Source organism: Caballeronia sp. LZ001 (assembly GCF_031450875.1).
In the GTDB taxonomy this organism is placed as follows: domain Bacteria; phylum Pseudomonadota; class Gammaproteobacteria; order Burkholderiales; family Burkholderiaceae; genus Caballeronia.
Genome location: NZ_JARTVX010000004.1, coordinates 1,221,662 through 1,248,593, shown reverse-complemented (window position 1 = coordinate 1,248,593; position 26,932 = coordinate 1,221,662). Strand labels below are relative to the sequence as shown.

Below are 26,932 nucleotides of genomic sequence, written 5' to 3'. Positions count from 1 at the left end.
CGATACTTACTTACGGAAGTTGATCTCGATGTCGCCCGTCACCTCAAGGTTGACCGAGCTCGATAGCATCTGGTCGACTTTCGCGGAAATCGGGAAATCTTTCACATAGGCGTTAAAGTGAATCGACGTTCGCACTTTATCCTTCGAATCGTTTTTTTCATCAGGCAACGTGAGCCTGAAGTTAAGAAGCGTTCCGTCTTTTCTCGCATTGAACAAGTCTTGATGCGATCGCTCTGTCATATTGATGTGCAAGGCAACCGTTACCTGCCCCCAATCTGGCATGCCGCGCCTCTTCTCTCGCCCCTTGCTGTTTAGGCGCGTCACATCAACAAGATTCGCCGAACCCGTGAAACTTGAGATGTCCGTAAAATTGGCGACTGCGGCAAACTTGTCATCGCCTTCACCATTTTTTTTGTAATCCAGTTGCGTACCGATAGACGGTACGGCGCTTGAGACATCGGCGCTGTTGCTACCGTCTGGCGATGCTCGCATTTCTTCCATATCTGTATCTCCTCTTGAAGCAACAAAAGCTATCTTGCAATTCAATAGATCTGCGCGTCTCGCTACAGGTCACCACAAACGTTCACATCAACACGGCTACCGAATAGCCGCGTCTCGCGCTCAAAGACATTCGAAGGCGCGCCTAGCGGCACAGCCCCAACCTCAGGGCGAATCACCGCGCGCATGACTTGTTGCATCAGCGAGGAACGACCCTCCGGCGTCGCATGCCACACCGCGATCTGTACCCGCGCGCGATACTTATCGAACGCTTTGCCGCTCAGGTCGACGCCAATTTCACCCCCCGCCACCTGATACACGATCCAGGGCGGAGCCACGCCTTGCTTGGCGACATCAGCAAAAACGTGGCCGTGCGCCAGGTTAGCCAAAGCATCGCGAACAATGTCTTCAGCGCTCATCACTCACGCAAATGAGGATGACGTGTCGGCGCCGACGCAAATCGGGCCGCACCGCCTCCACCCGCATCCCTTGCCCATCCACCACCACGCGCATGCCTGCACGAATGTCCCGTCGATAGCGAATGCGCACACTCGCCCGGACCTCGCTGATGAGTGCATCGGAGGCGATCACCGTCCGGCCACTATCCATGAACACGTCAGCCCATACGGTGTCCACGAGCACCCATTGGATGCCATCGGCATGCGGACTTTGCGTGTCTTGCTGCTCGATGCGCACGCGCCGATTGAAGCTGCCGATGCTCATTACAGCCCCGGGCGGCGACGATAAGCCGCCAACAGCTTGCGAACACTCAGCGGCACCTCGGAAAGCGAGCCTTGCGCACTGTTTTCGCGGTTCGAATAAAGATCGGCGGCCACTTTGAGTATGGCCATGCGAACCGCTGCATTGATGACCATCGGCTGAGTGCCCGCCTCGTTCTTGGTAAGCGCCTCCTTAAGCTCGGCTTCTGTGGCGAACACCTGCCGGTTCAGGTAATCCGCCACATACTGAATCGCCCCTTCCACAAGCAACTCAATCACGCCATCTTCCACGCCTGGATCGACCCGCAGGTAGTCGAGCGCCACCTGCAAATCCACAAGCGCCACGATGAATTAGGCCTCGCTCTTCTTCGGCGCTGCACCGTCGATCTTGAGCGCACGCATCGGTTCGGGATTGAGCAAGCCGCCACCAACACGCTTAGTCGTGTAGAACATCACATACGGCTTGTTCGTGTAGGGATCGCGCAGCACGCGAATGCCGATGCGATCGACGATGAGGTACGACTGCTTGAAATCGCCAAACAGGATCGGCGTCGCAGCGGCGCTAATGTCCGGCATGTCGGGCATTTCCGTCACCGGATAACCTGCAAGCGTTGGGGGCTGACCCACCACGAACGACGGTTGCCACAAATAATTGCCCTGTCCGTCCTTGAGTTTGCGCACCGCGCGCTGCGTGTTGCGATTCATTGCAAAGCGCGCGTTGCCGGTGAAGGCCGATGGCAGATCGTAGATAAGATCGATGATTGCGTCTGACGAGATTGCGCCCGCTGTGCCCGAGCCTACGATACCAATCTCGCCGAATGGGTGTTTTTTTTTCAGCCGCACCACCCTTCACGTATCGCAGAATGCCGCAGGGCTTGTTCGCGCCGTCGCCGTTGACGAACGCTTGACCCTCTTGCTTGGCAAATTCGGTCTGCACCTCATCAGCGAGCCAGGTTTGGAGGTCGATCTCGCTGTCGTCAAGAATTTGTTGGGTGGCCGCCGGGTTCGCATAGATCTCGCCCGAACCAAACGTCAATGGCTTGAATTGCGCGGTGCCGGTCGGCTTGCGCTCCTCCGTTTCGCCCACCCAGCCACTTGCGATGCCGCCCATGTTGAACAGTTTCGAGAAGCCCGCCTTCGAAACCGGTTGGACACGACAGATCTGCCGCATCGGTGAGATCAGCACCAGCTTGTCCGTGATCGTGCGGTCCCACTCGACCGGCGTCAAATAGCCGCCTTGCTCATCGGCGCCTTTATTAAGCGCCGCGTTCACGTCGCCGCGCTTCACATGCGCATTAAACGCTTCCGTGTATTGCGCGTCGCGAAGCTGCTTGCCGCCCGCATTCATCTGCGTGGCCGCAATCTTGACGTTTGCATCGTCGATGGCCTTCTGTAGCTCCTCGACGTGAGCGTCGATCTTCGTGACCTTGGCCGCGATGTCGCTTGCCGGCAGACCCGCTTTCACGATCTCAAGCTGCTTCGTATGCTCGGCCTTGAAGTCGTGAAATGCCTTTTGCAGCGTCTCGACCAACGCCTTGACCTCAGGCATTGCGCCCTCGGCGCGTACTGACATTAGGCCGCGCGGCACGAAACCGGCGCGCGGGGTCAACGCCGCGGCGAGCGCAGCGATGAAGCTAGACGTATTCATATTAGCCTTCGATAGTGTTAAGAAGATTGCGCAGCGAAGCTGCAACCGCATCGCCAGCGCCCGGCGTGGCGGGATAACCGGCAGCGCCTGGCTTGCCGTCGTATAAAGCCTTGATCGCCTCGCGGCGTTGCGCACGCGTATATCCCGCGCGCGCCATGGATGCTTCGATGAGCGCAAGCGCCTTTCGGCTCGCGCTCATCTGCGTGCTCCTAGATTGCTGCGCCTGCTCGAGTCTGCCCGTGGCAAAGCCATCGGCGAGCGCCTGGCTCGCACCAATCCATGTTTCCTTGTCCATCAACGCCGCAGCCTCGGATTCGGTCATGCCCGTGCGCTGCGCGTAAAGTTTTGCCATCGCCCCATCAAATGGCTCAAGCACAGCGGCGGCATTGATCATGTCGTGACGATTGCCCACCGCCACCCCCCACGCGTTGTGGATCATGAGAAACGCACCATCACCCATGCGAATTTCGTCGCCCGCCATCGCAATCACTGACGCCGCGGACGCGGCCAACCCCATCACGTTGACGACCACCTTCGCCTTGTGCTCGCGCAGCAGGTTATAGATCGCTACGCCCTCGAAGAAGTCACCGCCCGGCGAATTGATATTGACCGTCACATCGCGCGCCCCGATATTACGAAGCGCGCTACTGATGCGCTTGGCCGTCGCGCCGCTACCTTCCCAGTTCTCACCAATCGCGTCGTAGATCGAAATCGTTGCCGCATCGTCGCTTGTTGCCGCGCGAATCTCAGGCTCCCAACGCTCGAGCGCGTCCGGGCGCAGTTCGAACTGGGCGGCAGCAAGCCGTCCATCCGCTCGAATCTCAGGCAGGCTGAGTAGACTCATCGCCCCTTCCTTTACGTTTCTGTGTCATGGGATTACGCAACAGATCGGCCTGCGCATCGCGAGACTTCGGCAGGTTCGACAGATCGCGCACTTCGTTCTGCGACATCCACGGCGCGTGGCCGCCCGCGCCAAGCGCCTTGGCGAAGAAATTCGCCTGGTCGTTGAGCGTGCCGCGCAGCAGCGCACCCTCGTTGAATTTGAACTGCATTTCGTCAAGTTTCTCCTCAGGCAGTAACACACGCGCAGCGGCCTGCTCCCACGCCGTGAACCAGTGCGACAGCGCGTATTGCACAAAGAAGATGGCCAATTGCTCGATCCCGCTGCCCCAGCTCGTGTCATCCATCATTAAAAGTGGGCGCGGCACGCCATACATGCGCGCTACCTCTTCGATCTGGTGATTACGGTTCTCGACCTGCTGCGCGTCGGACGCCGTGTTAGCGAACTTCACCGGCTCCGCACCTTCCTCGGCAATCAGCCATCGGCCCGCGCTTTCCGGACCACCGAACGCATCGAGCTGCTCGCGCATGCGAGCATAGGTCTGCTCAGACAGGCCCTCCTTAAACTTAAGCGCCCCTCCGGCCATGACACCTGTGCGGAACGTGCGCGATGCGGCGCGCTGCGCGGCCGAGGCCAGTTCCAAGACCTCGCTCGCAAGCGTCACCCGAGACAGCCCATTGACCCCATCGAGCGACAAGTCACGCAAATGGAATACGTCGCGCGCGCCCAGCGTGATGCTCTCGCCTGAGGCGCTCGTGTAGTCATATTTCATCTCCCACGTATCTGTCTGACGCGGCCTGGTCGAGCCTCGTGGCATCGGCACGAGCCGCACCGGCCGACCACGCGACCATATAACGCGCGCAAAACCCTGACCGTCCAACAGCGTATGCAGCTGAAGCAGGCTTTTGAACTCGTATGGCGTTTGCCAATCGTTGGGCTTGTACTTCAATAGCCGGTGCGCCGGATGGTCTCGCTGCACCTGTTTGCGATCGTCGCTGCCGATCAGATTCAAGGGCAGCGTTCCAATCGCCTCGGAAATCAGTGTCACGCATCGCAGCACCGCCATATTGCGCAAGCTGCACGATCTGCCCCACATGCCGCCACCCGACTGACCCTCGCGGATGTATTCCAGCAAACGGGGGTCGTTGAGCCCGTCGAACGTCGCTCCGGCCGAGCTCAGTGCCGCCGAGGCATGGGCGCGGGTCATCGTGGGTTCTACGCGCGCAATCGCCTCACTACGATCGACAGCACTCATCGCGTGCGGCGAGTGCGCCGATGCATCGCCGCGCCGAAAAATGTTGAGCAATCCCAATCCGTTCCTCAGATAAACAACAATCCACGCGTTTCATACACCGAGCGACGCGCCGCGGCGGGATTGAGCGCCATTAACGTAACGGCGTTAAATAGCGCCATCAACGGATCGATTTTGCCCGTCCCACTGGCCTGTTTCGTGATGTTCACCGCATTGCCAACCGGGACCACGCGTGCATTCCCAACGCACCACGCCATGAGCGGCTGACCACCGTGCATGAGCACGCCATCGGGCGCGCCTTCATCGTCTGCGCTGTGACCACTACTCGCAGTCGCGAGACGACGCTCGGCAGTCTTGATCGCGCCTGAGAGCTTCCAGCCTTGCGAGATTCCAACTACCTTGTCTTCGGGTATGCCTACTTCGGCCAGCGCATCGAGCACGCTGCCGATGCCTGCTGGGTCGGCCCCCACCTTATCGAGCAGGCCCGCCTGAAAGATCGTCGAAACGATGTCGGCGACATCTCGCACGTCATCTCCAATCTGCGCCACCATCGTCAGGTCACCATCGCCTTCGAAATCACGCAATCGCGGCGCAATCTCCTTTCGACGATCGAGCACAGACGGATGCGCCCATGCGTGCGTCCAGGCAAGCCAGTTACGCGTGTCTTTCTCGCGACCCACTACCGCAAGCCCGAGCAAGTCATCGAGCCCGCCGCCATCGATTCCCACGTCGATTACCTCTGAACGAGCCATCAGCGCCTCAAGCGTGAGACCCGACGCGAGTGCTGCTGCCTCCCAGAATTCCGCGCCCGCCCAGCGATCTGAGCGCAATGCAAGGCCGATCTCTACGTTAGCGTGCTTCGCGAGGAACCCCCGGAATGACTCTTCGCCCTCTTCGCGCGCCTTGCGGAACTCGCGCTCTAAAAACGCCTGATCAACAGAGAATCCGAAGTTCGGATTGACCATCGCCAAGTTTTCGACCTTTAGGTGTTCCTTCGAGCGCACCATTTCCGGTGGATGCTCATAAATGACCGGCACGAACTGCTTGTCGATAATCTTGCCGTCGCGAACGTCGCGCGCATACTGCAACTTCTTGGCGAACACACCTGCGGGCGGCTCGTTCGACTGCGTGGTCAGGTAGATAACGAAGCCTTCAGGGCGAGCCGCGAGACCGCCGATGGCCTCGCGCAGCATGTCCTCTGCGTTCGCCATCTTCCCGAACAGCCATAGCTCGTCAACAAGCGTGCCGACCGACTTCTTGCCCGATACCGTATTGGCATCAGCCGCCACAACCTTGAGCGTCGCGCCCGTTATGCGGTGCGTGATTGTCTTCACGTGCACCTGAACCTGAAAGATCGGCTCGAGCTCGGGTTCGTGCTTGACCATGTCACGCGATGGCGCGAAGCTGTTGTTCGCGACTTCAATGGTGGGCGCGAGAATGGCGAATTCCGCCGACTGGCGCTGATTGACCAGCATCGCGGTCATCATGATGCCCGCCGCAAGCGTCGACTTACTGTTCTTCTTGGGCAGGCACACAAACCATTCGATAATCAGCCGCCGATTGTTCGCCCGGTCGTACGCGCCAAATATCGACGCCACCAGATCAAATACCCACTGCGCCGACGCCTCACCAAACGAAGGCGAGCCGGGCGCGTCAACGATCTTTAGTTCCTTAAAGATTGACAGAGCGTACTGTGCCTCCTCGGCAAAGATAGGCGGCGGGATGATCGTGCGGCCATCCTTCAGCCGTTCGCTCCAATCCTTACATGACGTGACCCAATCGAGAACAATGTCCTCTTGTTCCGGCGTCACAGCTTCTTACCCCCGCTCGCCGCAAGGCGCGGTGCAGGTGGAGGCGCCCCGAATTTGGATGCAGCCCGCTTCGCTGCCTCTTGTTCTGCATCCTTCTTGCCGCCCTCGCCCTTTTTCGCGTGTTGATACGGAACAACCGCTTTCGCCGAATCAACGCGTAATTTCGGCTCGGTCATCGGATCATTAAACACCGCGATTAAAAACTCCAGCGCGTCGCGCGTCGCGACCGCTTTAGATATGTCGAACCCTGCGGCCGCGGCCACACTTGCCAAATTCGCATCGACCTTCGCGGGACGATCAAGCAACTTTTTTCGACGCTCGATCTCCGCTAACACCCGCGGGTTCTTTAGCAACCGATTAGCTTCGATGCTAGCGGTACGTTGGCTGTATCCGGCTGCGACTGCGGCATTTTTCCCTTTTCCGTCAACCAGATACGCCTCTACGAACAGCCGTTGCTTATTCGTTAGGGACATTAGCAACTCTCGTAAAAGGGGAAATTTTGTGCGCGTGAGAGAACGCTCGGTGTCCGAGCCTCGAACCCACCAGACTTTCGACACCCCCTCCCCCCCCAAACACTTGCTCAACGTCCAAACCGCCCCGCAGCCTCCGCCGCCGTCTTGCGCGCATGACAGTCAACGCAGAGCAACTGCAGATTGGCGTCGTCGTTACTGCCGCCAGCTTCGAGCGGAACGCGGTGATCGACGTGATCGAGATGCTCGTTCCACAATCGGCCGCACCGCGCGCAGCAAAAGTTGTCACGCGCGGCGATGCGCATGCGCGTCGTCATCCATCTGCGCCCGCGAATGCGCACCGTGGATCCAGCTTTCACGTCCAACAACGAGAGCCTATTGGCCTTCACGTTACCCAGTCGGGGCTTAAGGGTCCTCAGTCTCGCCATTCGCAGGTTGCAACACAGAGATGGATGAACTAGCCTCGAACGAGGCTATCGCGCAAGACGCGCACCAACGCAAAAAAGCCCACATGGTTTGAGCCATGCGGGCCTTAAAGACAATGATGCAGCCTATCGATTAAGAGCCGATTTTATATGAAAGTGTTCAATCAGCAGTAGAACTATTTTGTTCAATAATTCTTGAACACTTTTCGGACATGAAGCTCTCACTTGCCCGGCGGATTGATTTACCAAGCGATTCGGCGCGTACCGCAAACCGCCGGGCGCGGTTATAGATTGTGCCACGCGCACATTTCTGCTCGTAGGCCAATGCCTTAATGTTCGCGTTATACCAATAGACCCCGAGGAAGCACTCCGCCTCGTGCGCGCTACCGCCTTGTTCGCACAGCGCATGGATCGCCATATTGAAGAACGGCATCTCGGGATCCAAAAACGAGTCCGGCTCGCGCGCCATTGCTCGACGGGCGGGCTGCAGACGCGCGAGCACATTCGACTTTACATACGGCGCGAAGATGCGGCGTGTCAGACACCAAGCGACCCAACGATGAACCTTGTCGTCTGCCGCGTTTCGCGCATCTTCATTCAAACTATGTTCACTCATAGCCTCGCTCCTCATCGCGCTATTGCTCAACGCCGTAAGAAATGTTCCAGTGATCCAGCCAAGCGACCAGCTGCTCGCGCAATTCGCGGTTGCTCGGATACGGGAACTGGACCTCACCTTCTTCTTCGATTCCAGCGAATGGGCAGCCGGGAAACGAGATCCAACTCTGCAATCCTTCTACTTGTCGCACGGCCATCTGCAAGAGCGGGCGCGGGACAGAAGACATCTCAATGTAGGTGTACGCGCTCATGATGTCGATGGTTTCATGATGACCTTAGTCCCGCTTTTTGCGCCTTGAGCGGATGACTCACAGGAATTTGCAAACTCAGTAACGACAAGGGTTTGAGCGATGCTCTTCGCCACTTTTTCGCCACTTACTTTGCGTTTCGCGAGATCGACCAAGCCCATTCGTTCGCTTAATCGTGCTTGCGCATCGACAACCGAGCCGAGGTCAGCTTCCAGGTACACCATCGTCGTACGCGCATCCTTGTGGCGCATCACGCGCCGGATGGTTTGGATGGGAACACCCTGTTCGCTCAATAGCGTGGCGAACGTGCCGCGCAGTCGGTGCGGTGTGAGCCCGACCACTTCACATGCGGCGTTTGCGGCGAACATCGCTCGACGCGTAAAACCCGCCTTGAACGCCTCACCGCTCTTGCGCGTCACGATCAGTCCGCATGCGTGGCGTATCGGATGCAGATAGTCAAGCAACCATCGAGGCACTGGTACGGGGTCGGCCTCGCGCCCTTTGGTCCGACCTGGCGTATAGGTGCCGCGCTCCCAGTCGAGCCACTCCCAACGCGCCGTGATGGTCTCCATTTCGCGCAGCCCCAATCCGAGCATCAACCGCACGGCGATCGACACGCCCGGCTGCCGAGCGGCCGCCGCATCCACTTCGATCAACCACTTCGAAGCCATCGACGCCGGCAACGTCGTGCGTGGCCTTTTCTGCAACTTGATCAACTTCACCGACCACGGCACCATCGGCAGGATGTTGCGCCGAACTGCCCAGTTGCACACGACCTTGATCGACTTGAGCCAATGATTGGCGCTCGCCCGGCTGTGCGTCTGCAAATGCTCAAGACGCGCCTGCTCAATGGCCCCGTTCGTCAACTGATCGACCGAAACATCGCCGAGCCCGTACAAATGCAAACGGGCGACCGTTCGCATCGACTTAATGTGCGCGCCGCTCACAATCGGCTCGTTGGCCGCAATCCATTTGACGAACAATTCCCGCAGCGTCGGCACCGGCTCGCGTCCTCTCGACCATAGTTTGGCGTCGTGGTAGGCGCGCGCCGCCACGGCTTCGGCCTTGTGCTTGACGCTCTCGCGTGTGCTGCGTTGCACCCGCGCGCCGTTCACCTGGAACCGGTAGTGCCAGCGTTTTCCAACACGAAATAACTGATAGCTCACCGCCTCGCCTCTTTATAGATCCCGAACGACTTCAATTCACCTCCGCGAAGCCGGTTTTTGGCAAGCACGATGAATTTGCCTGTGCGTTCGACAAAGCGATCGACGATCACCTCTCCGTTACGAAGTACTATGCGAACCCGGGCCCCCCGTGCGCAGCATGTATGCGGCGTCTTCATGACGGCTCCTAGGCGAGACTTTTGAAAAGCGCGTGAAACTGACGCAGCTTCTCCAGGTCGGCGCTGTCTTGTGCTTGCTGCTGTTCGATCGTCAGCGCCGCGGTCTCCACGTCAGAGGCTAGCTCCGTCAGATCCCCGGCGAGCTTGCGCGCGCGACCGGAAAGCGCGGACAGAATGTCGAGCACCGAATGGCTCGGCACGCTACCCCCTGAGCTGGATTCGATTTGTTTCGCTGCTACGGTCACCATGCTCTCCTTTTCTCTTACTTCCACGCGCTGAAAGCGCCCCTTGAACTTCTCGCGGACCAAACCAGCGTCCTGCAACCGAAGCAAGCACCCATCGAGCACCGCGACATCAGGCGAGCTCTTCGTCACTCGCCGCAGATGCATCGCGATCTCGTTGCGCGACCATGCGTCTTGCTTCGGCACCATCTCCAGCACTTTCTTCGCAATCGCAGATTGCCCGCTCAGCGCCGCTTGAAATCTTGCTGGTGTCATACCTTGCTTCCTTCCGATATCGGCGCATCCGGCGCCATCCATGTGTGATCGCCGCTATCGCGAAACGCGGTAAGTGATTTCCGGTTATCGGCATACAGGCAATCGACCCACGCGTATTCGTGATCGACCCAATCTGATCTTGAGATCGAGCCGCGGTATCCCACTGGGATGAATGCCAGCGCGTTGACCTTGTATTGCTCGTCGCCTCGGCCGCTCGGATTGCGATGCCGCACGCGGCGCAAGCCATGAACCATCGTTGTGATCGGCGCTTTCTGCGTCATGATCGTGTAGCGGCCGCGCATGCCGCGATCTGTCACGAGACCGACAACAGGGACGCGCACGGTTAGCACTATTGGCTGCATCGTTTTCACCATGCTTGCGCCACCTCCCGCTTTGCCAAGGTGAGGAAGTACGGGATGCCCAGCAGCGCCGCAACGATGGATTCGCGTTGCCACACCAGAACGCCGAGGATCGCCATCGTGCTCACGAAATCGTAGAAGGCATTCACGGGATAGCCGTGCTCGTAATCCTTCGCGGACACGAGTAAGGCCGCAATCCACATGATTTCGGCGATGACACAGAGGTAGGCGATGGCGACATCCCGTGCGAGCGCGTGACCGCCCTCGACCCACAGGTATAGGCAGATGACGAGTAACACGTCGAACAGGACGGCGCGGGCGAGCTTTTGAGCGTTCATGAATTTTGACTCCAACGAACAGGGTTGAAACGACAGGTCGATACGCTGGACACGTATTGCCAGTCGGGCAGCAGTGCGCAATTCGCAAAGCCAAGGCGATGCATGGGCTCAAGGCCCGGCGTCTTGACCGCGTATCGGCAGGTTTGGCAGTCCTTCGCACCGAGTTCTGTACCGAGCAGGTCGCCTTGCTGATTCGAGGCGGCGCGGTTCGAGCTACGCTTGCTCATGCCGCCTCCGTGTTGCCGTGTCGATCTCGCGGGATGTCGTTGAAGTAGGCGTACAGCGCCTCGTAGTGCTCCTCGCTTTCGCGGCCGACCGTGCGCAGCATGTCCTCCATCCATCCGCCTGGGCCGGCGGCCTTGAACACGCGGGCCTTGAAGCGCATGAACGTTTCGCCATCGCCCTGTTTCACGCCAAGCTGCTCGCCACGCGCCTCGATGCCGCTCGACGTGCGCCACCAGTCCGCAACGATCGTCCTCGCGCCGCCAGGCGGCGATGACGCCCCCGTCTCAGCTTTCACGGGGAAAAGCCCTGTCCAGCCACGAAGCACAGCCTCCTCGACTGTCACCTCGGGCAACTGGCCGCCCGCTGCGAGCGAAAGCAAACGTTTGACCGAAAGCGCAGCGGCCGCTCGCGTCCACGGTGCGTCCTTGTGCTTCGCCTCTCGGTGCTCGCACCACATCGCCCAGACCGCCGGCGTGATTTCGTCCGGCAGTTCGAGATTTCGGATCTGCTCATGCAACGCAACTCGCGACGCACGTCGCGCAGGTTGCTTATCTAAGTTCTTCTCTTTCTCTTCTAAACCCTTCTTGCCCTCCACATTTGGTACCCCTTCGAGGGAAATGTGGAGGGGCTTCGAGGGAAATGTGGAGGGGCTTCCATCCGGATTTGGAGGGGCTCCACATTTGGAGGGGCTCCGTTTCTGGTCCCCCTTAGCAGTACCAAATTTGGAGGGGCTCCGTTTATGGAGGGGCTTAGCATCTAACTCCTCCACAGACGGCGGACTCAACGAGATAGCATCCCCCGTGCGCTGATCGACCGCTTGAACGACAACAGAGCCAGATGGAGCGAGCATCTGATAAACGACAATGCTTTTCGTGCCGCCCATGCGACGCGGTGTCTCAGTCAGGAAACCAAGCGACACGAGCTTCTCGCGCGCTTTCCGAATGGTCTTGACGTCGAGCTCAGTGTCGAGCACGAGCTCGTCGTTCGTGACCCACGTGGTGTAGTCTTCGGCCGCCCAATGCGCATATGTCTTCAAGAGTGTCTTGGCCGCTGAATCGCCGACGTGCTGACGTTTGGCCCATTGATATGCGTAGCCACTCATTGCTGTGCCCTCCCATGATGACGAGCACAGTCGTCTGACTGACTGACGCGCTCGATCTCCTGCAACCGGCTCGCGGCAGAGGCGATGATTTCTGGCAGGAGGCGCACCGACACAACGCCCGGCTCACCGATGAGCTTCGCAAGGGCGTCTGGCGCGATCACTACTGCATCAGGCGCTACCGGCTGCATCCGCCGACATCCGTCGTGGCCGAAGTACATCAGCCAGCGACTGTCGAGCAGTTGCGGCTTGCGCGACTCTGCGGTTTGAGCTTCACGCTCAAGAAGATCCAATACCCACCGGCGAAATGCAGCGGCTTTCGAGGTGCGAGCGAGCATGCCCAGCAAGTGCGCGCCGCGGAGCGAGAAGATGCGTACCTGCTGATCGCCACCCGCTGTGGGGAGCGTTACAACGGCGGTCATGCTAGACGTAAACTCGGCGGCGTTGCGCGTGTATAGGTCGTATAGCCGATCGGGGCGGTTGTATCCCAAGGCACCCGCAATCTGCGGGGACCTTAGCCAACGCTGCCCGTCACGGTCAATAACGTCGAAGCGGTAGTTCTGGAAGGAAAGGGATTGCGTTTGCTCAGGACGAGCGAGGGTGTTGGCACGCATGGCGGCCTCTTGTGTTCGGGTTAAAAACCCGCTCCCTACTGTCAAATAGGGTGGGCGGGCACATGACAGGGTTGACAGACCGGGAACACAAGAAACCGGCGAGCCCGAAGGCTCCCCCGCCAAGGCCCGCCCATTGAGAGAGGCGTGCATAGGCGTTACGCACAAAAAAACCGCGTTGCGCGGTTGTGCGCTTGTGTTCTCCGGGCTGTCAAACCCGACCGCTGTTGTTTCAGCGATGCTCGAAGTATAGGCAGCGCGGTGGGAAGCGGTCAAGCCCGAAATTTGCCGTTTATCGGCAAACAGCATACAATCCGCAGCATGATCCAATCGTTCCGATGCGCCGACACGAAAGCGCTTTTTGAAGGCCACCGCATCCCGCGCTTTGCAAACATCCTGACCACCGCAGAACGCAAGCTCAGCGCGCTCGATGCAGCGGTAACCTTGGATGCGCTGCGCTCTCCGCCGGGTAACCGACTGGAGAGTCTCAAGGGAAACCGAGCGAATCAGTACAGCATCAGAATTAACGGTCAGTGGCGAATCTGTTTCACGTGGACGGTAAATGGTCCCGCCGACGTTGAGATCGTTGACTATCACTGAACAGGAGCTAATGAAATGTTCAAAAATGGAATGCGCCCGGTGCACCCGGGTGAAGTTCTGCGAGAGGACTACCTTGCACCGCTCGGGATGAGCGCAAACGCTTTGGCGAACGCCCTGCATGTCACGGCCGGGCGTATCAATGACATCGTGCGTGAGCGGCGCGGCATCACCCCTGATACCGCAATGCGACTCGCGCGATATTTCGGCGGCGACGCCCAAAGTTGGATGAATCTTCAGCTCATGTATGACATGAAAATCGCGGAGCGAGACCTTGCTCGAAACATTGAGCGAGAGATTGCGCCGCGCGAATCGGCGCACTGCTGAATGTCGCATTACGCCTCCGACCGCTCAAGAACGCGTTCGTGAATTTGTCGCGCCATCCACCTGCCGGCAATCCATTCGAAGCCCTTCGGCGTGAATTTCCAGAACTTGAATGCGTATTGGCGCTCGTCATCCGTCACACCAACGCCAACTTCGACGCGGCCCGTCTCGATGTGCGTCTTATAGGGCTCCATGCGCTGCCGCTTGCCCGCGAGGAAGACCACGCCCAAGTCCACAAGGAATTGCTTGAGTTCAGGCTCCCTAGCGTGCAGCGCCTTCGCAGCATCACGGAAAGTCAGACAATCGTGCTTCGCGGCGCTCGTATAGCGCTCCACGAATTCGACCGCAGGCTTCTGCGCTTCGAGTTCGCGAGCCTGCTGCTGCGCGAGTGCGCGCGCCTTTTGCTCACGCTCCGTTGCGTCTGCCCAGGCTCGCGCCGCGGAAACGGGATCCGCGAAATTCGGCAGTGCAGGAACCGAATGGCGCTCTCGATACGCGCGAATGACTTTGAGATGGAACGCCGCACTGATCCACATCGCATACGCATAGACCAAGTCTTCGCAGACGAACGTTCCAAGTCCTTGTTTTGATTGGATAGCAGGAATTCCTGCTTTTTCAATTTCAGCCACCAGCTTCTGGGCTTGCTGATTTTCCAGCCACAAACTTGGCCGATCTTTGTTCGCGCCTCCCGATGCACGATGGAGATCATTCAAGCAAAACAAGCCGTCAGCCTCGCGAACTGAAATGTCGGTGATAACGAGATTCATGATCAAGTCACCTCGCGCCGCTCGACGCAATGGCGCATCGCCGCTTCGAGACGCCGCTGTGCGTTGTAAAGCGCAGCCCGTGCCTTGTGCAGCACGCGATACTGCTTACGCGTCGCGAGATGGAATTTCGGATCGTTCTTGTCGATATGGCCGCTGACCCTCGCTTGAGAGCGGAATTCGCGGCAAGCGTCGTGATAATCCCACCGAGCTCGACGCACCGCGTCACGGAACGAGACAAGCTCGTGCGCGCGACGCGCAACGAGATCCTTTGTCCATTTAGTGCTGTGTTTTATGGCGTTGCTCATTGATTACCTTACAGATCGTTCTCGTGACCGCATGGCAGAGCGCCGTCGTCGTTCTGCTTTGCTCTGCAACTGAGACAGATGTTTCGAGATTCCAAGGCCCCCGCTTCGTCTCGATCCTTGGCCTCCGCCGGCACATTGGCCTGGGCTTCGTTTGTCAATATCGTCATTCACCATCCTCCTGCTTTGCAGTCTGTAACACCCAGCGCAACGCCTCGGCACGCTCACCCGACGACGCGCCCAACTCCTTCAAAATTTCCTTACGGCTTCGCATCCTGGGCGTGCGTTCGCCAAGCGCCTCGCGCTGCGCTCGGGCGCGCGCGTGACCAGCGACGTTCGCGCCGGCAGCAACTAGCTCCCGGACCTTCTCGCGCTGCTGCGCCGGTGGCAGTTTCGAAAGGTGACGGGCGTGAGTGACGTTGATGCGCGCGCTTTCGATCGCTTTGCGAACATCAGCGCAGCATTCGAGCAGCGCGAGCGTTGCCCGCACCGTGGCCGCCGAACAGCCAAAGATCGTCGCGAGCTCTGTCTCGCTATAGCCGAAGGCCATCACGCGGCGCATCTTCTCTGCGCGGCCAAGAGGGGTGTCTGCCTTCCGGAGCTCGTTCTCGCTGATGATCGCGGTCAGCGCAGTGCGTCTCTCGCCTCGATGGACTTGCCCGGGGATCTGGAGCGGTGGCTCGCCGCGCGCACGCCGCCATTCATTCGCCAGGCGCGCCGCCTTGACGCGTTGTCGCCCAACCGCAACTTCCGTTTCGCCCGTCTCGGTGTTCTTCATCACCGAGATCGGCTGAAGCACGCCTTGGAAATCGATGTTCCGAGCGAGATCCTCATTCACGGGCAGATCAACGCGTGGGTCGTACAGCGGCGAAGCCGTATCCGTCACCAGCACCAGCTTGTCGGGGTCGAAGAACAGCAGGTTTGTCTTCCCCGACGCGCCGTAAGCGTCAATTGAGTTCTTTGCCATCGGTCATATCCATCAGATTCCCGCCGCTAATAAAGTGACGAACGCATGATTTGTTGCCGTGAAGGTCAACAAGGCCTGCGGCAAGCTTGAATAGTTGTACTAACCCACCAAGAAGTATTAGGCGACTAGACTCCATCCACCCTACCGTTTGACTGTCCGCTCCGACGCTTTGCGCATACTTTCCTGGATTGCCTCTGCTGCATCTTTACGTGTCACGTTGAAGCCCGCCATCGGCAGTGGCGTCGCTGGCTCGTAGGCAAAGCGCCGTTGCGACAGTGTTTCGTTTTCGCCGGTTTCAATCTGGAAGGCCTCGGGACGTTCCTGCTTCATCTGCGTGATAACCGCTCCGAGTGTTTCGCGGGTTGCATTTTTAAGCATTTGCTGGTGCCGCTCGATGTGCATTCTTGGTTTCCTCTTGCCAAGGTAGGATCTCAAGCCTCTGGCAAAATCACGCTTCCGCAACATGACACAACTTTTGCGCCGGAGACGCTGTGACTCAATCGAAATATGACGTCATTCCCTGTTTATGCTTGGGTTTCAACAAAGTTTCGATGGATTTGACGCCAAGAATAAGCTGATCGTCGGCGACGACGCGGCCCTTGGATGAGCGACCGCTGTGGGAGGCTTCAATGATCACGGTTCCGGTTTTCGAGCGATTTTCATTCGGTTTTCATGCGGTTTTTCGAACGTGTCAAGGGACTTGCATCGAAAAGCCAAAGCGTTAGCCCCACTTCTCCGTGACACTGCAGTCCCTGTAAGCAGGCGACTCGAGCGGCCGACATCGGCTTGAATTCCGTAGAAATGACCAGCGAACCGTGGGCCGCAGATCTTCACACCGCACCACACCATTGCTCTGTTCTTCGATGTTGATGCACAGCTGAACGTCGAACTCGGCCTTGGCGCTGATCGCTTTACGCAGATATCCAATGGTTGTGTTGCAGCGTCGAGCGAACTCCGCCTGCTCCTGGGGAGACTTAGAGTTGAGATATGCGCGCAGGGCTTCCATGACCGAAACCATACCCTTGGGTAAGAATCTCGTCAATACCTAAGGGGACTTTACCTGAGAGTAACATTAGGCTGAAATGATCCAATGAACAAATTTGAGCGAAGGCGACTCCGCCTTATCGAGATTCGCGACCGTTTTTGCGGTGGCACTGCAACTGGACTCGCGAAGAAACTCGGAAAATCTGATTCCTACGTTACGAGAATGCTGTGGCCAGAGGACCGAAAAGGCCGAAAACGCATTGGTGAGGCGATGGTCGACCAGATAGAAGAAGCGTTTGGTTGGAAGCGAGGCACGTTTGATTTGGAGCGACTGCCCGGTCTCACCGGTGCCGCTTCGAAAGATGATCGACGTGAAACGGCAAGGCTGGAGTGGGGTAGCCAAACGTTTGCGAAAGATAGTAAGCTCGTCGAGCGTAACGTTGAGGCGGGTCCAGACATCCGGGGCAAGGTGCCATTGATCTCTTGGGTCCAGGCTGGTGCTTGGGAGTCGTTTGTGGATGATTTAGCTGTTGGCGACGCGGAAGATTGGTTGCTCTCGCCGATCGCCACCTCCAAGAATGCTTATTTCCTCCGTGTCAAAGGGTTAAGCATGTTCAACCCCACAGGCGAGCCCTCCTTCAACGAAAACGATCTGATCCTTGTTGAGCCGCAATGCTGCGCCCACTCCGGGTCATTGGTTGTTGTACGCCTTGATGATGAATCGGAGGCAACCTTTAAGCAGCTTGTGCTTGAGGGCGGCAAGCAATACCTCAGAGCACTTAATCCTGACTGGCCAACGCGGATTATCGAAGTGCATAACAACGCCACAATCTGTGGCGTCGTGAAGTCAAAAGTGGTCCGCTACTAAGAAAGCGCCAAAAGCGGAGCATTGCTCCCCTTTATTCTCGCCGCACGCCCTCAGATCCCGCGCCCGCTCGTTGCCGCGCGATGCAAACGCCCGTACACAAACCAAAATTTACCCTAGGGTATTGCACTGATCATTCCCTTTGGGGTATTCTCTGGTCGGTTCAGCTTTTCTTTGTACGCATAACGCTTATACAGCACTGGCACGCACGCGCCTGCATGCAAGTTCGTCTAGCATCTCCGCGTGGCAGCGGCGGCTGGAGCACTCTTGGGATCGAGCCTTGAAGTCTTCTCGGACGCACCAAAACTTCGAATTACGTTGTACTAATCGGAGCAAGCAATGATCGAAACACTCTTCCCTGCGCCGCAACTTTTGAAGCGACCCAACGCCCGCGTCGGATTTGCATTCAGACCGATCCCGCCGCAGGAGCACCGCAAGCGCAAATCCTTGGTTCTGCGCGCTTGCCGAGAGGACATGTCATCTGGGCATGGCTTCAAATGGCCGCGTGCAGGCGAAGTAGCTGAAGCGCCCGATTGGCAACCAACGCATCGGTGCGGCGCAGGTTTGCACGGATGGCTTCATGGCCATGGAGATCATGCGATCGGCGGCTACATCGAACCGACAGCAAATTGGCTCGTCATCGAGGTGGATACGGACGACATTATCGAGTTGGATGGCTTCTGCAAGTTTCCACGCGGCAAAGTCGTTTTCGTCGGCACGAGCAAAGGCGCTGCCGACTATCTGCTTGCTAATGATCCATGCGCCCGTGATCTTCCTTTGATCGGCGCCCATCGCGCGGTCGGCGATCACCGTGCTGTATTTGTTGGCGCTTTGGGCTGCGCTATAGCAGGAAACTGCGGCACAGCCATGGCGGGATATCGAGGAGTTGCAACTGTGGGATATGGCGGAACGGCGACAACGGGCTTTCGTGGCGAATCCACCGCAGGTGTTCGCGGGACAGCCATTGCGGGTGATGGCGGAACTGCACGAGCCGGCAATCATGGGACGGCTATGGTGGGATTCAGCGGAAAGGCAAGCGCTGGCGAGAAAGGACAGATCAGCATCTGGTACTGGGACTTCTATGAGATGCGATACCGAATGAAGATCGGTTACATCGGCGAGGAGGATTTGGAGCCGAACACGCTATACACCCTCGACGATAATCACCGCTTCATCAAGGTGTAATCACACATCACGATTTGGTAGGGCCGCCGCTTTATTCGTTTTACGTCGCGTTGGCCTCTTCGCCATGTAGTTGTACTTATTAGGAAGCCGAGGATGCGATCATGCCGCGTAAAGCAATGTTAAGTGAACAACGCGCTGCAAAAAAGGCAGCAAAAGCTGAAGCCCTGAAAGCGAAGCGCGAGGCCCTGGAGTGCGAGGCTCGGGCCGAAATTCACTTTTTGGCAAGCCAAACCCCGGCTCATATCGCTCAGGGGGGGTGAATACAGTTCGCTGTTGGAAGGAGGCTTTGGATGCTGCTACGTCCGCCGCACAGCGTCCACGGATATCTGTCGACAGACTTCGATGCTCGCTCCATGAGCTCCGCAGGCATGTTGAATTGGTCGATGCGCCCCTTAACGAATAATGACGCCTGGTGATCTAGTGAGAACGATGAAAGAACGCCCGCTCGCATTCAGCGCGCCGATGGTGCGCGCCATTCTTGACGGACGCAAGACGCAGACGCGGCGCGTCGTGAAGTTGCCGCATGCCAACTCGCTCGGACAGTGGGAGCCGACAACCATCGGCGGCCGGAATGGTGGCTGCACGAAGGACGGTCAGGCTATCCCCGAACAAGGGGCAATTTGGCATACGCGCACAGCCGACACCCTCATGTGCCCCTACGGCCAGCCTGGTGACCGCCTGTGGGTGCGCGAGACGTGGCAAGGCCCCTTGTTCGATTCTGAAAACTGGGAGGCGTATCTCGAATGCCCTGAGGACTTTAAAAACCCAAAGTATTGCCACTATGCTGCTGATGGCGGCTCGCCGCCTGAGTTCATCAACATGGACGACGAGCTCGTCTGCCGGTGGCAGTCATCTACCTGTATGCCGCGTTGGGCGTCGCGCATCACGCTCGAAATCACCAGTGTGCGTGTTGAGCGTGTGCAGGAGATAAGCGACGAAGATGCAATCGCAGAAGGCATCGTGCCTTGGCGCTCGGACGGCAGCAAGCGCTACATGCTAGGCCCAGGCGAAGGTGCAGGCATCTTCGGAAGGCCTGGGTCTTGGAAGCCGGAAGAGACGCCACAGCTCGCATACGCGAAGCTGTGGGACAGCGAAAACCAGCAGCGTGGTCTCGGCTGGACCATCAATCCCTGGGTCTGGTCCATCAGATTTGAATTGCCGTCTGTCACGGGGTCGCGAGCAGGCTCCTTTCGTCACGCAACTTGATAAGGCTAAGGAACACGATGCGCCAGCTTTCGATAAGGCCTCCAAGAGCCGATTATTTTGTCGAAGCAGACTAAGAAACAACTACACCGCACCGGGTACTCATCGGGAATAAAAACGAAACAACTGTCGGGCTGCGGCTACTGCTATAAGGCATTACGGGTAATGACGCAAACGACATAAGTGAAAGCGCTTTTTACACTGATTTCCTAACCCCTGAAACTTTCAAAGATATTTACTCTATGGCATCCATTGAAACATCCCTCGTTCTGCGGGCTTGCGCAGAGGACATGTCGTCCAGCTACGGCTTCAAGTGGCCAAATGTTAATGGCGTCGCTGAAGCGCCCGATTGGGATCCCCGTCCCACTTGCGGAAAAGGGTTGCACGGCTGGCTTTACGGACATGGCAGCATTCCTGACGTTAAGTTAGAGAAACGCCCGCGTGACATCCCGGCATACCTACTATCAAAAGCCGCTAAATGGTTGGTAGTGGAGGTTGAGTCGGCTTCAATTGTAACGCTGCCTGGTATGTGCAAGTTTCCGCGCGCAAAGGTTCGGTTTATAGGGACCAAACACGACGCAGTTTCATATCTCCTTACTCACGAACCGAAGGCGGATAAAAGCCCGATGATGGGTGCTCGCGTGAAGGTGGGCGATGGCGGATATGGGTTCGTCTGCGACCTCGGAGAGGTAACTGCCGGATCTGAAGGGGTAGCTATCGCAGGCGATATCGGAGCCTCAACCGTTGGCCAGCGGGGTACTGCGATCGCTGGATACCGTGGCTCCGCGACCTCTGGAGACGCAAGTAATGCAATCGCTGGTCGCCGCGGGATCGCGCAAGCGGGTCAAAACGGCATGGCTCGCGCAGGCGACTTCGGATCTGCTGTCGCTGGCGACAATGGAATCGCTGTTGCTGGAAAGGATAGCGGCGTGCGCGCGGGTAACCATGGGGTTGCTGTGTCTGGCGAGAATGGTAACTCATACGTGAGCGACGATGCGCACGCAATAGTTGGAAACAAAGGTACCGCCGTCGCGGGATACAACGGCTTGGCGTGGTCTGGCGACGAAGGCAAGTCATTGGCAGGCGCTCGGGCTTTCGCACGTGCCGGTGCTTTCGGCTATGCAAATGCAGGAGACGGCGGCATGGCAATGTCTGGCCATCACGGACACTCAGTAGCTAGAGTATTTGGAATCGCAATTGCCGCGGACCATGGGAAGGCCGAGGTTGGTAATGACGCTCGCGCCATAGTCGGAGATCACGGCGAAGCGAACGCAGGTGATCGAAGTTATGTCACCGCCGGCGCTCACGGAATTGCGGTTGGAGGAAGTCATTCGAGGGCTACGGCAGGCAACTACGGCTTCGCAAAGGTCGGCGACCACGGAACAGCTACGGTCGGCCTCCGCGGACAGGCATGCGCCGGAAGGTTCGGCGAGATACGTATGACTTACTGGGATGAAGTATGCAAACGCTATCGGACCAAGTGCTGCTACGTCGGTGAGAACAATATCGCCCCCAACGTCAGGTATGCCCTGAACGACTTGAATGAAATCGTTAAGGCCGAATAGTCTCTTACAAAACAGCATTCGAATCATCACTAAGGAGCAAGATATGGAAACAGCGCCTGACCCGCGCGATCAATACGCCGCAAACTACGCCCGTTCGGTGGCTCGAAATCCAAGTAGCGCGGATTATCGGCTGCTAAGTTCTAAAATGTGCTGGGACGCCGTTCTCGAGTGCGCAGTAAAAGTTCAGATTATCACCGAGGAACAGTGTAAGACGATCTCTGGAAAGACAGCGCTTGTGAACGGTAGTGATCGGTTAGTGCCGTCAGCCGAGAGCATGAAAGCTGTTCCTCCTGGGCAATCTTTGGGATTTTTCGCTGGGTTTTATCCAATGCATATGATGCTGTCTACAGGGGGCGGAGAGGGAGCAGGCAATAAGAACGCTTGCATTGGCATTGGTCAACCCGTTGGTTGGGAATTGCTAGATCTCGTAAATGGACCAGATTGGGAGTATCGGACAGCCTTGAATACGTATCAGGGGGCGATCGTGTCTTTGCGAGGAATCCATATTCCAACTGGGGAAGTTGCTGTGGTGCGACGCCGCAGCTTATCTCTATTGGACAGATAGCTCTTATCGTAAATATGCAACGCAGTTTTCTTACCTTAGCTCATTCGACTGAGCTGGTCTTGGCCACCAGCGATCCTGACAGGGCGATGAAAACTTATACAGACGGGAGCGTTGGCGACAAACCATTTAACTTTTTGATTGCAGCCTAAACAGCATTGCCAGGTCGACCGCCGCAATAGGCAGATCTCACAGTTTAATATGCGGCGCCTCTTAGGCGAGCTCGTGAGAAGGTAAACCGGCAAGCGGAGAGTGCGGACACCAACAAAAGCAAAGCTCAAAATCTTCGAGACCTGTCGACATAAACGCCGAAGCGGTCGTCGAGGCGCATTGCGGTTATTCCACCATCTAAAACGACTTCACTCGCAGACGCGCCAGATCGGCATCGGTGCTGACCGAGGAGCGCTTGCCTGGCATGAGCACGTGAGACTTCAAAAACTGGAATGCAGCAGCAAATCGAAGAATTCATGCGGCGAAACCGCGAGTATCTTTTGGGAGTCAAGTAATGAACGCACTCGGAATCAAACAAGTCGCCGAGAAGGTGAATCTGGGGAAGTCGACGATCTACCGAATGATCGAGCGCGGCGAATTTCCGAAGCCGTTCGTGCTGACCGGTCATCGCACAGCCTGGGTCGACACCGAGATCGACGCATGGCTCGCCGCGCGCGTCGCGGCTGCGCGCGGTGAGCAGCCACAGACCGAAGCTATGCAGCAGACTGAGCCTTCGCTCCCGTGAACGGCAGTACGGCAGCCGTCTCGCCGTTGCAGAACTTCGCCCACTCGTCCATCAACCGGCGCCGCCGCTCGAGCATGTCTCCGCGGCGGTAAGCTGCGTCCGTCTTGTCTGCCACCACGTGCGCCAGCGCCATGTCCGCGATCGAATCCGGATACTCGGTGCAGTCGGCCACCCAATCCCGAAATGTCGAACGAAAGCCGTGGACAGTGATGTCCGGATAACCCATGCGCTCGAGCAAATTGAGCATCGCCATGTTGGACAGCGGCCGCCCCTTCTTCTCTCCCGGGAACAGGTATTTGCCCTCGCGCGGCTGATCGAGCGCCGCCTGCACCAATTCGATCGCGCGATCGCACATCGGCACGCGGTGCTCGCGCTTGGCCTTCATCCGCGCCGGCGGCACGATCCATAGCCGGTTACGCAGCTGCAGTTCCTCCGGTTGCAGATCGAGCGCTTCCGTCGTGCGCGCGCACGTCAAGATCGTGAGTTCCAGCACGCGCGCGGAGACGCCTTCGCGCTGGCGCAGCTCGCGCATGAACGCGGGCAGCTCGGCGTACGGCAGCGCCGGATGATGCCGGATCTTGTGCACCTTGCCCTCGGCCGGAAAGACCTTGTCGAGGTGGCCGCGCCAGCGCGCAGGGTTTTCGCCCGCGCGCTTGCCGATCGCCTTCGCGTAGTCGAGCACGCATTCGATGCGACCGCGCACGCGGCTCGCCGTTTCCGTCTTTTCAGCCCAGATCGGCTGGAGCACGCGCACGACCATCGACGTGTCGACGTGGCGCACATCGATTTTTCCGATGATGGGAAACGCGTAGGTCTGAAGGGTATTGGTCCACTGCTGCGCGTGCTTCGCGTTCTTCCAGCTCGCGCGATTGTTCTCGATGTAATCAGTCGCGGCTTTCTTGAACGTCAGGCTATCGGTTTCCTCGAGCGCGGCCCGCTCGCGATGGGCGTTCCGCACTTCGATCGGATCTCGCCCTTCAGCAAGCATCTTCCGGCACTCGCTGGCAAGCCCGCGGGCTTCGGCAAGCGAAACGGTCGCAAGCGCGCCGAGGCCCATCTCGCGCGAACGCTTCGCCAACGAAAATCGGAAGATCCAGGAGCGCGATCCGCTCTTCGAGATCTGTAGATAGAGGCCGCCGCCGTCAGCGTAATAGCCCGGCGTCGACTCCTTCGAAACCTTCAGTGCGTTGAGTTTGTGTAGCTGTCGGTTGGTCGCCATTTCTTACCCACAATCCTACCCACGTTCGATGGTTGGATTATGTGGGTAGAGACGGGACGCGACAAGAACGTTGACACCCCCAAAACCAGCGCTGGGGCGGCTCTGAGAGAGACTGGCGGGATATGTCGGGATAGCATGGGAGAACTCTGTGGCGGAGAGAGGGTCCCCGAATTTGCGTTCTCATCTATTCCTATGTGGTATCAGTAACACACTGATTTTAATACCATTTACGAAAATCGTTGCCTCAAGCGTTCTCGTCCGTTAGCATCCGTTCCTATACCCTATGTTGGGATGGATGTTGGAACGGAATGTTGGACGGACGAAAATGCCAAAAATAGCGAAAGAACTAGGTGCGCTCGCCGTGTCGAGACTCACTGAACCCGGGTTCTATTCCGTCGGGAAGGTTGCAGGACTTGCCTTAAACGTATCTCCGACCGGCTCAAGGTCATGGATCTTGCGCGCGATGGTTGGCGGGAAGCGGCGCGATATTGGCCTCGGCGCCTATCCTGCCGTCTCATTGAAGGACGCTCACGAAAAGGCCCAAGCCAAGAAGGACGAGATTGTCTCTGGCATTGATCCTGTGTTGGCCCGCAAAGAAGCAGCAAGCAGGCTACGCGCTGCACAGGCAGTCGAGGTCACCTTCGAAGAGGCCGCGAAGCGTTACATGAACGCCAAGGCCGCTGGCTGGAAGAACGCGAAGCATCGAGATCAATGGAAGAACACACTTGCCGAGTACGCATATCCGGTCATTGGCAAGATGCTCGTGCGTCACATCCACAAAGAGCATGTGTTTCAAGTGCTCGAACCCATCTGGACAACGAAGACGGAGACTGCTTCACGCCTGCGCGGCCGGATAGCCAACGTGCTTGACTGGGCCAAGGCCAGCGGCTTCAGAGAAGGCGACAACCCTGCGGAGTGGCGCGGCAACTTGAAACACCGCTTGTCCGCGCCCAGTGAAACCAAAGGCGGCCGGAACCAGCCTGCCCTACCGTTCGAGCGCGCTGCTGAGTTCATGATTGCCCTCAAGGATATGAGCGGATCAGCTGCACGGTGCCTGGAGTTCGCGATCCTGACGGCAACGCGCTCCGGAGAGGCACGCGGCGCCACGTGGACAGAGATCAACCTGAAGGACCGCGTCTGGACCATTCCGGAAGGCCGCATGAAGGCGAAGAAAGAGCATCGCGTACCGCTGTCGCCAGCGGCGATCGAGCTGCTGAACGCTATGCCCCGATTCGATGACTGCGACCTTGTGTTCCCCTCGCCCACGCTGAAGCTGCTGTCCGACATGACGCTGCTCGCGGTCATCAAGAGGATGAACGGCGTGGCCAAGATCAAACCGGGCCACGAAGCGCCGAAGCCCGTATGGTTCGATCCAAAGAACGGTGATGCCGTCGTGCCTCACGGTTTCCGCTCGACGTTCCGCGACTGGGTTGCGGACCTCACCGCGTACCCGAACCATGTCGCCGAGATGGCCCTCGCTCACACGATCGGCGATGCCGTCGAGAAGTCCTATCGTCGCGGTGACCTTTTCGATAAGCGCCGGCACATGATGGATGCATGGGCGGAGTTCCTGAGCAAGCCGTATAGCGAAGGCGTCGTGATCCCGATTCAGAGGTCCGCATGAGGCTAACCCTCGCGACGTTCGACCCGCTGAAAGGTACTGTTGATGGACGAGACATTCGCATACTTCCAGAAATTGCCAAGCGAGCAAGGCGCCTGCTGCGGGATCGAGATTCCGAACAAGTGCTTGCCGCCCAAGTCATCGTAGCGGACTGGGTTCAAGATTACTTGGACGTAACGTTCGAAGAGGAAGTAACGCGTTTACGGAACCATGCGCAGCGGGGCGACAGCTACGCTTTGGAGTTCTTCGAAACTGCCATCGAATATGACGACCCGTCCGACCGCTACGGCACCGTATTAATCGGTGATTTTAAGCAATACATGATTGACAACTTGGACTTGCTTCACCGAGGAAATGCTTCAGAAGTCGAGATACTAATGCAGTGCATGGACTCAGAAGATATGAGTTCCGACCAATTCCCGGACGGAACGGATGCGGAGTTCTTGGCCGCGCTTGCGCTAAAAGAGGTGGGACTGACCATTGAGGCGCTGGAGCGCTTTCACGACGCGTCAGAACGCGAACATGACAAGCTAGCGATGGCACTCCACCTAGCAACCGAGCGCTACATCGCGGCGGCCGGCAGACAAAGTGGCTTGCCGCCTCCACTGAGCTTCGATCTGCAAGAGGCAATTGCACGTTCTATCGAAGCGATGCAAGCCGTGTCTTTCGCAGAATCGGCAACGTCATTGGCGTGGCTTCGTGAACAAATGATCAAAAAGGCCCACCAAGCAGTTGAAGACGCGTTAAGCGCCGAAGAGCATAAGAAGAAAAAAACGCTCTTGAAGATGAACGAGAAGAGTCACGAGCGAAATCGGAAGAAGAAAAAAATGGTCTTCGACGAGCTGGACCGTCGGGGAATCAGAGAGAAATCGGCAGCGAAACATGCTGAAGAGATAACGCTGTGGATGAACAGTGAACAGAAAGTCGAAATCGCGTATAGCACCGTCTACACCTACGTTCGGGAGCGCGGCCGAGAACTTGGTATCAAGTGGTAGTTGAGCTTGCTAGGCAGACTATACGTTCTGCATCGTGGACCA

General features: G+C 57.9%; 34 protein-coding genes and 1 pseudogene. 11 read left to right on the top strand and 24 right to left on the bottom strand.

The genetic code is table 11. The features are described 5' to 3' along the window. Positions 1–6: 6 nt before the first annotated feature. The 19 genes and pseudogenes from P9292_RS16425 to P9292_RS16335 form a co-directional block, all read right to left on the bottom strand. Positions 7–501 (bottom strand): phage tail tube protein, encoded by a 495-nt coding sequence (locus tag P9292_RS16425; RefSeq protein WP_309958895.1) that lies wholly within the window; start codon positions 499–501, stop codon positions 7–9. Between the two features lie 62 nt (positions 502–563). Next, positions 564–917 carry a DUF3168 domain-containing protein gene (locus P9292_RS16420; RefSeq protein WP_309958897.1) on the bottom strand — a complete coding sequence of 118 codons (354 nt, stop codon included), beginning with the start codon at positions 915–917 and terminating at the stop codon, positions 564–566. Then, positions 907–1,221: a phage head closure protein gene (locus P9292_RS16415; protein WP_309958828.1), complete on the bottom strand. Its 315-nt coding sequence runs from the start codon at positions 1,219–1,221 to the stop codon at positions 907–909. Before P9292_RS16415 ends, P9292_RS16420 begins: the two co-directional genes overlap by 11 nt. Beyond that, complete coding sequence (locus tag P9292_RS16410) at positions 1,221–1,541, bottom strand: head-tail connector protein (protein WP_309960046.1); 321 nt, start codon at positions 1,539–1,541, stop codon at positions 1,221–1,223. The genes P9292_RS16415 and P9292_RS16410 overlap by 1 nt, the downstream gene beginning before the upstream one ends. Before the next feature lie 27 nt (positions 1,542–1,568). Next, positions 1,569–2,865, bottom strand: a pseudogene (locus P9292_RS16405) (phage major capsid protein). A gap of 1 nt (position 2,866) precedes the next feature. Further along, positions 2,867–3,709, bottom strand: a complete 843-nt coding sequence (locus tag P9292_RS16400; protein ID WP_309960045.1) for a head maturation protease, ClpP-related — start codon at positions 3,707–3,709, stop codon at positions 2,867–2,869. Continuing rightward, positions 3,687–4,913: a phage portal protein gene (locus tag P9292_RS16395; protein ID WP_309960043.1), complete on the bottom strand. Its 1,227-nt coding sequence runs from the start codon at positions 4,911–4,913 to the stop codon at positions 3,687–3,689. Before P9292_RS16395 ends, P9292_RS16400 begins: the two co-directional genes overlap by 23 nt. 113 nt (positions 4,914–5,026) lie before the next feature. Continuing rightward, on the bottom strand, positions 5,027–6,769 hold the full coding sequence (locus P9292_RS16390) for a terminase large subunit (protein WP_309960041.1): 1,743 nt from the start codon (positions 6,767–6,769) through the stop codon (positions 5,027–5,029). Next, positions 6,766–7,242, bottom strand: a complete 477-nt coding sequence (locus P9292_RS16385; RefSeq protein WP_309960039.1) for a terminase small subunit — start codon at positions 7,240–7,242, stop codon at positions 6,766–6,768. Before P9292_RS16385 ends, P9292_RS16390 begins: the two co-directional genes overlap by 4 nt. Before the next feature lie 107 nt (positions 7,243–7,349). Further along, positions 7,350–7,598, bottom strand: a complete 249-nt coding sequence (locus tag P9292_RS16380; protein ID WP_309958773.1) for an HNH endonuclease signature motif containing protein — start codon at positions 7,596–7,598, stop codon at positions 7,350–7,352. Between the two features lie 226 nt (positions 7,599–7,824). Next, positions 7,825–8,280 (bottom strand): hypothetical protein, encoded by a 456-nt coding sequence (locus P9292_RS16375; protein ID WP_309853338.1) that lies wholly within the window; start codon positions 8,278–8,280, stop codon positions 7,825–7,827. A 19-nt stretch (positions 8,281–8,299) separates the two neighbouring features. Beyond that, positions 8,300–8,530, bottom strand: a complete 231-nt coding sequence (locus P9292_RS16370; protein ID WP_309936379.1) for a hypothetical protein — start codon at positions 8,528–8,530, stop codon at positions 8,300–8,302. Next, positions 8,527–9,693 carry a tyrosine-type recombinase/integrase gene (locus P9292_RS16365; protein WP_309958774.1) on the bottom strand — a complete coding sequence of 389 codons (1,167 nt, stop codon included), beginning with the start codon at positions 9,691–9,693 and terminating at the stop codon, positions 8,527–8,529. The genes P9292_RS16370 and P9292_RS16365 overlap by 4 nt, the downstream gene beginning before the upstream one ends. Positions 9,694–9,877: 184 nt before the next feature. Further along, positions 9,878–10,366, bottom strand: coding sequence for a hypothetical protein (locus P9292_RS16360; protein ID WP_309854187.1), 489 nt, complete (start codon positions 10,364–10,366; stop codon positions 9,878–9,880). Further along, positions 10,363–10,728 carry a hypothetical protein gene (locus P9292_RS16355; RefSeq protein ID WP_309854190.1) on the bottom strand — a complete coding sequence of 122 codons (366 nt, stop codon included), beginning with the start codon at positions 10,726–10,728 and terminating at the stop codon, positions 10,363–10,365. Before P9292_RS16355 ends, P9292_RS16360 begins: the two co-directional genes overlap by 4 nt. 5 nt (positions 10,729–10,733) lie before the next feature. Further along, positions 10,734–11,063: a hypothetical protein gene (locus P9292_RS16350; RefSeq protein ID WP_309854193.1), complete on the bottom strand. Its 330-nt coding sequence runs from the start codon at positions 11,061–11,063 to the stop codon at positions 10,734–10,736. After that, positions 11,060–11,290, bottom strand: coding sequence for a hypothetical protein (locus P9292_RS16345; protein WP_309854196.1), 231 nt, complete (start codon positions 11,288–11,290; stop codon positions 11,060–11,062). Before P9292_RS16345 ends, P9292_RS16350 begins: the two co-directional genes overlap by 4 nt. Next, positions 11,287–12,390 carry a helix-turn-helix domain-containing protein gene (locus P9292_RS16340; RefSeq protein ID WP_309958775.1) on the bottom strand — a complete coding sequence of 368 codons (1,104 nt, stop codon included), beginning with the start codon at positions 12,388–12,390 and terminating at the stop codon, positions 11,287–11,289. The genes P9292_RS16345 and P9292_RS16340 overlap by 4 nt, the downstream gene beginning before the upstream one ends. After that, on the bottom strand, positions 12,387–13,001 hold the full coding sequence (locus P9292_RS16335) for a Bro-N domain-containing protein (protein ID WP_309960037.1): 615 nt from the start codon (positions 12,999–13,001) through the stop codon (positions 12,387–12,389). The genes P9292_RS16340 and P9292_RS16335 overlap by 4 nt, the downstream gene beginning before the upstream one ends. Before the next feature lie 318 nt (positions 13,002–13,319). On the opposite strand from P9292_RS16335, the gene P9292_RS16330 reads away from it, so the two are divergent. Together P9292_RS16330 and P9292_RS16325 are read left to right on the top strand one after the other, a co-directional pair. Continuing rightward, positions 13,320–13,598 (top strand): type II toxin-antitoxin system RelE/ParE family toxin, encoded by a 279-nt coding sequence (locus P9292_RS16330; protein WP_309854481.1) that lies wholly within the window; start codon positions 13,320–13,322, stop codon positions 13,596–13,598. 15 nt (positions 13,599–13,613) lie between these two features. Beyond that, the gene (locus P9292_RS16325; RefSeq protein ID WP_309854476.1) at positions 13,614–13,922 is read left to right on the top strand and encodes a HigA family addiction module antitoxin; all 309 of its coding nucleotides are present in this window, start codon (positions 13,614–13,616) and stop codon (positions 13,920–13,922) included. Positions 13,923–13,930: 8 nt separating this feature from the next. Here P9292_RS16325 and P9292_RS16320 read toward each other — a convergent pair whose 3' ends face one another. From P9292_RS16320 to P9292_RS16305, 4 genes are all read right to left on the bottom strand, one after another. Beyond that, the gene (locus P9292_RS16320; protein WP_309854473.1) at positions 13,931–14,686 is read right to left on the bottom strand and encodes a KilA-N domain-containing protein; all 756 of its coding nucleotides are present in this window, start codon (positions 14,684–14,686) and stop codon (positions 13,931–13,933) included. Between the two features lie 2 nt (positions 14,687–14,688). Then, entirely contained in the window at positions 14,689–14,991 is a 303-nt protein-coding gene (locus P9292_RS16315) for a hypothetical protein (RefSeq protein WP_309960035.1), read from the bottom strand. A gap of 163 nt (positions 14,992–15,154) precedes the next feature. Further along, a complete protein-coding gene (locus P9292_RS16310) occupies positions 15,155–15,955 on the bottom strand; it encodes a ParB N-terminal domain-containing protein (protein ID WP_309960033.1) in 801 nt (266 codons plus the stop codon). A 141-nt stretch (positions 15,956–16,096) separates the two neighbouring features. Then, complete coding sequence (locus tag P9292_RS16305; RefSeq protein ID WP_309960030.1) at positions 16,097–16,357, bottom strand: hypothetical protein; 261 nt, start codon at positions 16,355–16,357, stop codon at positions 16,097–16,099. Positions 16,358–17,045: 688 nt separating this feature from the next. Here P9292_RS16305 and P9292_RS16295 point away from each other — a divergent pair. The 7 genes from P9292_RS16295 to P9292_RS16265 all read left to right on the top strand — a co-directional run bounded on the left by P9292_RS16295 (position 17,046) and on the right by P9292_RS16265 (position 23,055). After that, positions 17,046–17,807, top strand: coding sequence for a S24 family peptidase (locus tag P9292_RS16295; RefSeq protein ID WP_309960026.1), 762 nt, complete (start codon positions 17,046–17,048; stop codon positions 17,805–17,807). Between the two features lie 336 nt (positions 17,808–18,143). Next, positions 18,144–18,989, top strand: coding sequence for a hypothetical protein (locus tag P9292_RS16290; protein ID WP_309960024.1), 846 nt, complete (start codon positions 18,144–18,146; stop codon positions 18,987–18,989). A gap of 101 nt (positions 18,990–19,090) precedes the next feature. Further along, a complete protein-coding gene (locus P9292_RS16285; RefSeq protein WP_309849920.1) occupies positions 19,091–19,249 on the top strand; it encodes a hypothetical protein in 159 nt (52 codons plus the stop codon). A gap of 169 nt (positions 19,250–19,418) precedes the next feature. Then, positions 19,419–20,195: a hypothetical protein gene (locus P9292_RS16280; RefSeq protein ID WP_309842465.1), complete on the top strand. Its 777-nt coding sequence runs from the start codon at positions 19,419–19,421 to the stop codon at positions 20,193–20,195. 239 nt (positions 20,196–20,434) lie between these two features. Further along, a complete protein-coding gene (locus P9292_RS16275; protein ID WP_309960022.1) occupies positions 20,435–21,757 on the top strand; it encodes a hypothetical protein in 1,323 nt (440 codons plus the stop codon). Positions 21,758–21,800: 43 nt separating this feature from the next. Continuing rightward, positions 21,801–22,322 (top strand): hypothetical protein, encoded by a 522-nt coding sequence (locus tag P9292_RS16270; RefSeq protein WP_309842462.1) that lies wholly within the window; start codon positions 21,801–21,803, stop codon positions 22,320–22,322. A 502-nt stretch (positions 22,323–22,824) separates the two neighbouring features. Then, positions 22,825–23,055, top strand: coding sequence for an AlpA family phage regulatory protein (locus P9292_RS16265; protein WP_309842461.1), 231 nt, complete (start codon positions 22,825–22,827; stop codon positions 23,053–23,055). On the opposite strand, the gene P9292_RS16260 is transcribed toward P9292_RS16265, so the two are convergent. Beyond that, on the bottom strand, positions 23,024–24,274 hold the full coding sequence (locus P9292_RS16260) for a phage integrase central domain-containing protein (protein ID WP_309960020.1): 1,251 nt from the start codon (positions 24,272–24,274) through the stop codon (positions 23,024–23,026). The genes P9292_RS16265 and P9292_RS16260 overlap by 32 nt on opposite strands. 283 nt (positions 24,275–24,557) lie before the next feature. Here P9292_RS16260 and P9292_RS16255 point away from each other — a divergent pair, with 283 nt between their 5' ends. Further along, positions 24,558–25,898: a phage integrase central domain-containing protein gene (locus P9292_RS16255; protein ID WP_309960018.1), complete on the top strand. Its 1,341-nt coding sequence runs from the start codon at positions 24,558–24,560 to the stop codon at positions 25,896–25,898. Then, positions 25,895–26,890 (top strand): hypothetical protein, encoded by a 996-nt coding sequence (locus P9292_RS16250; RefSeq protein ID WP_309960016.1) that lies wholly within the window; start codon positions 25,895–25,897, stop codon positions 26,888–26,890. Before P9292_RS16255 ends, P9292_RS16250 begins: the two co-directional genes overlap by 4 nt. Positions 26,891–26,932 lie beyond the last annotated feature (42 nt).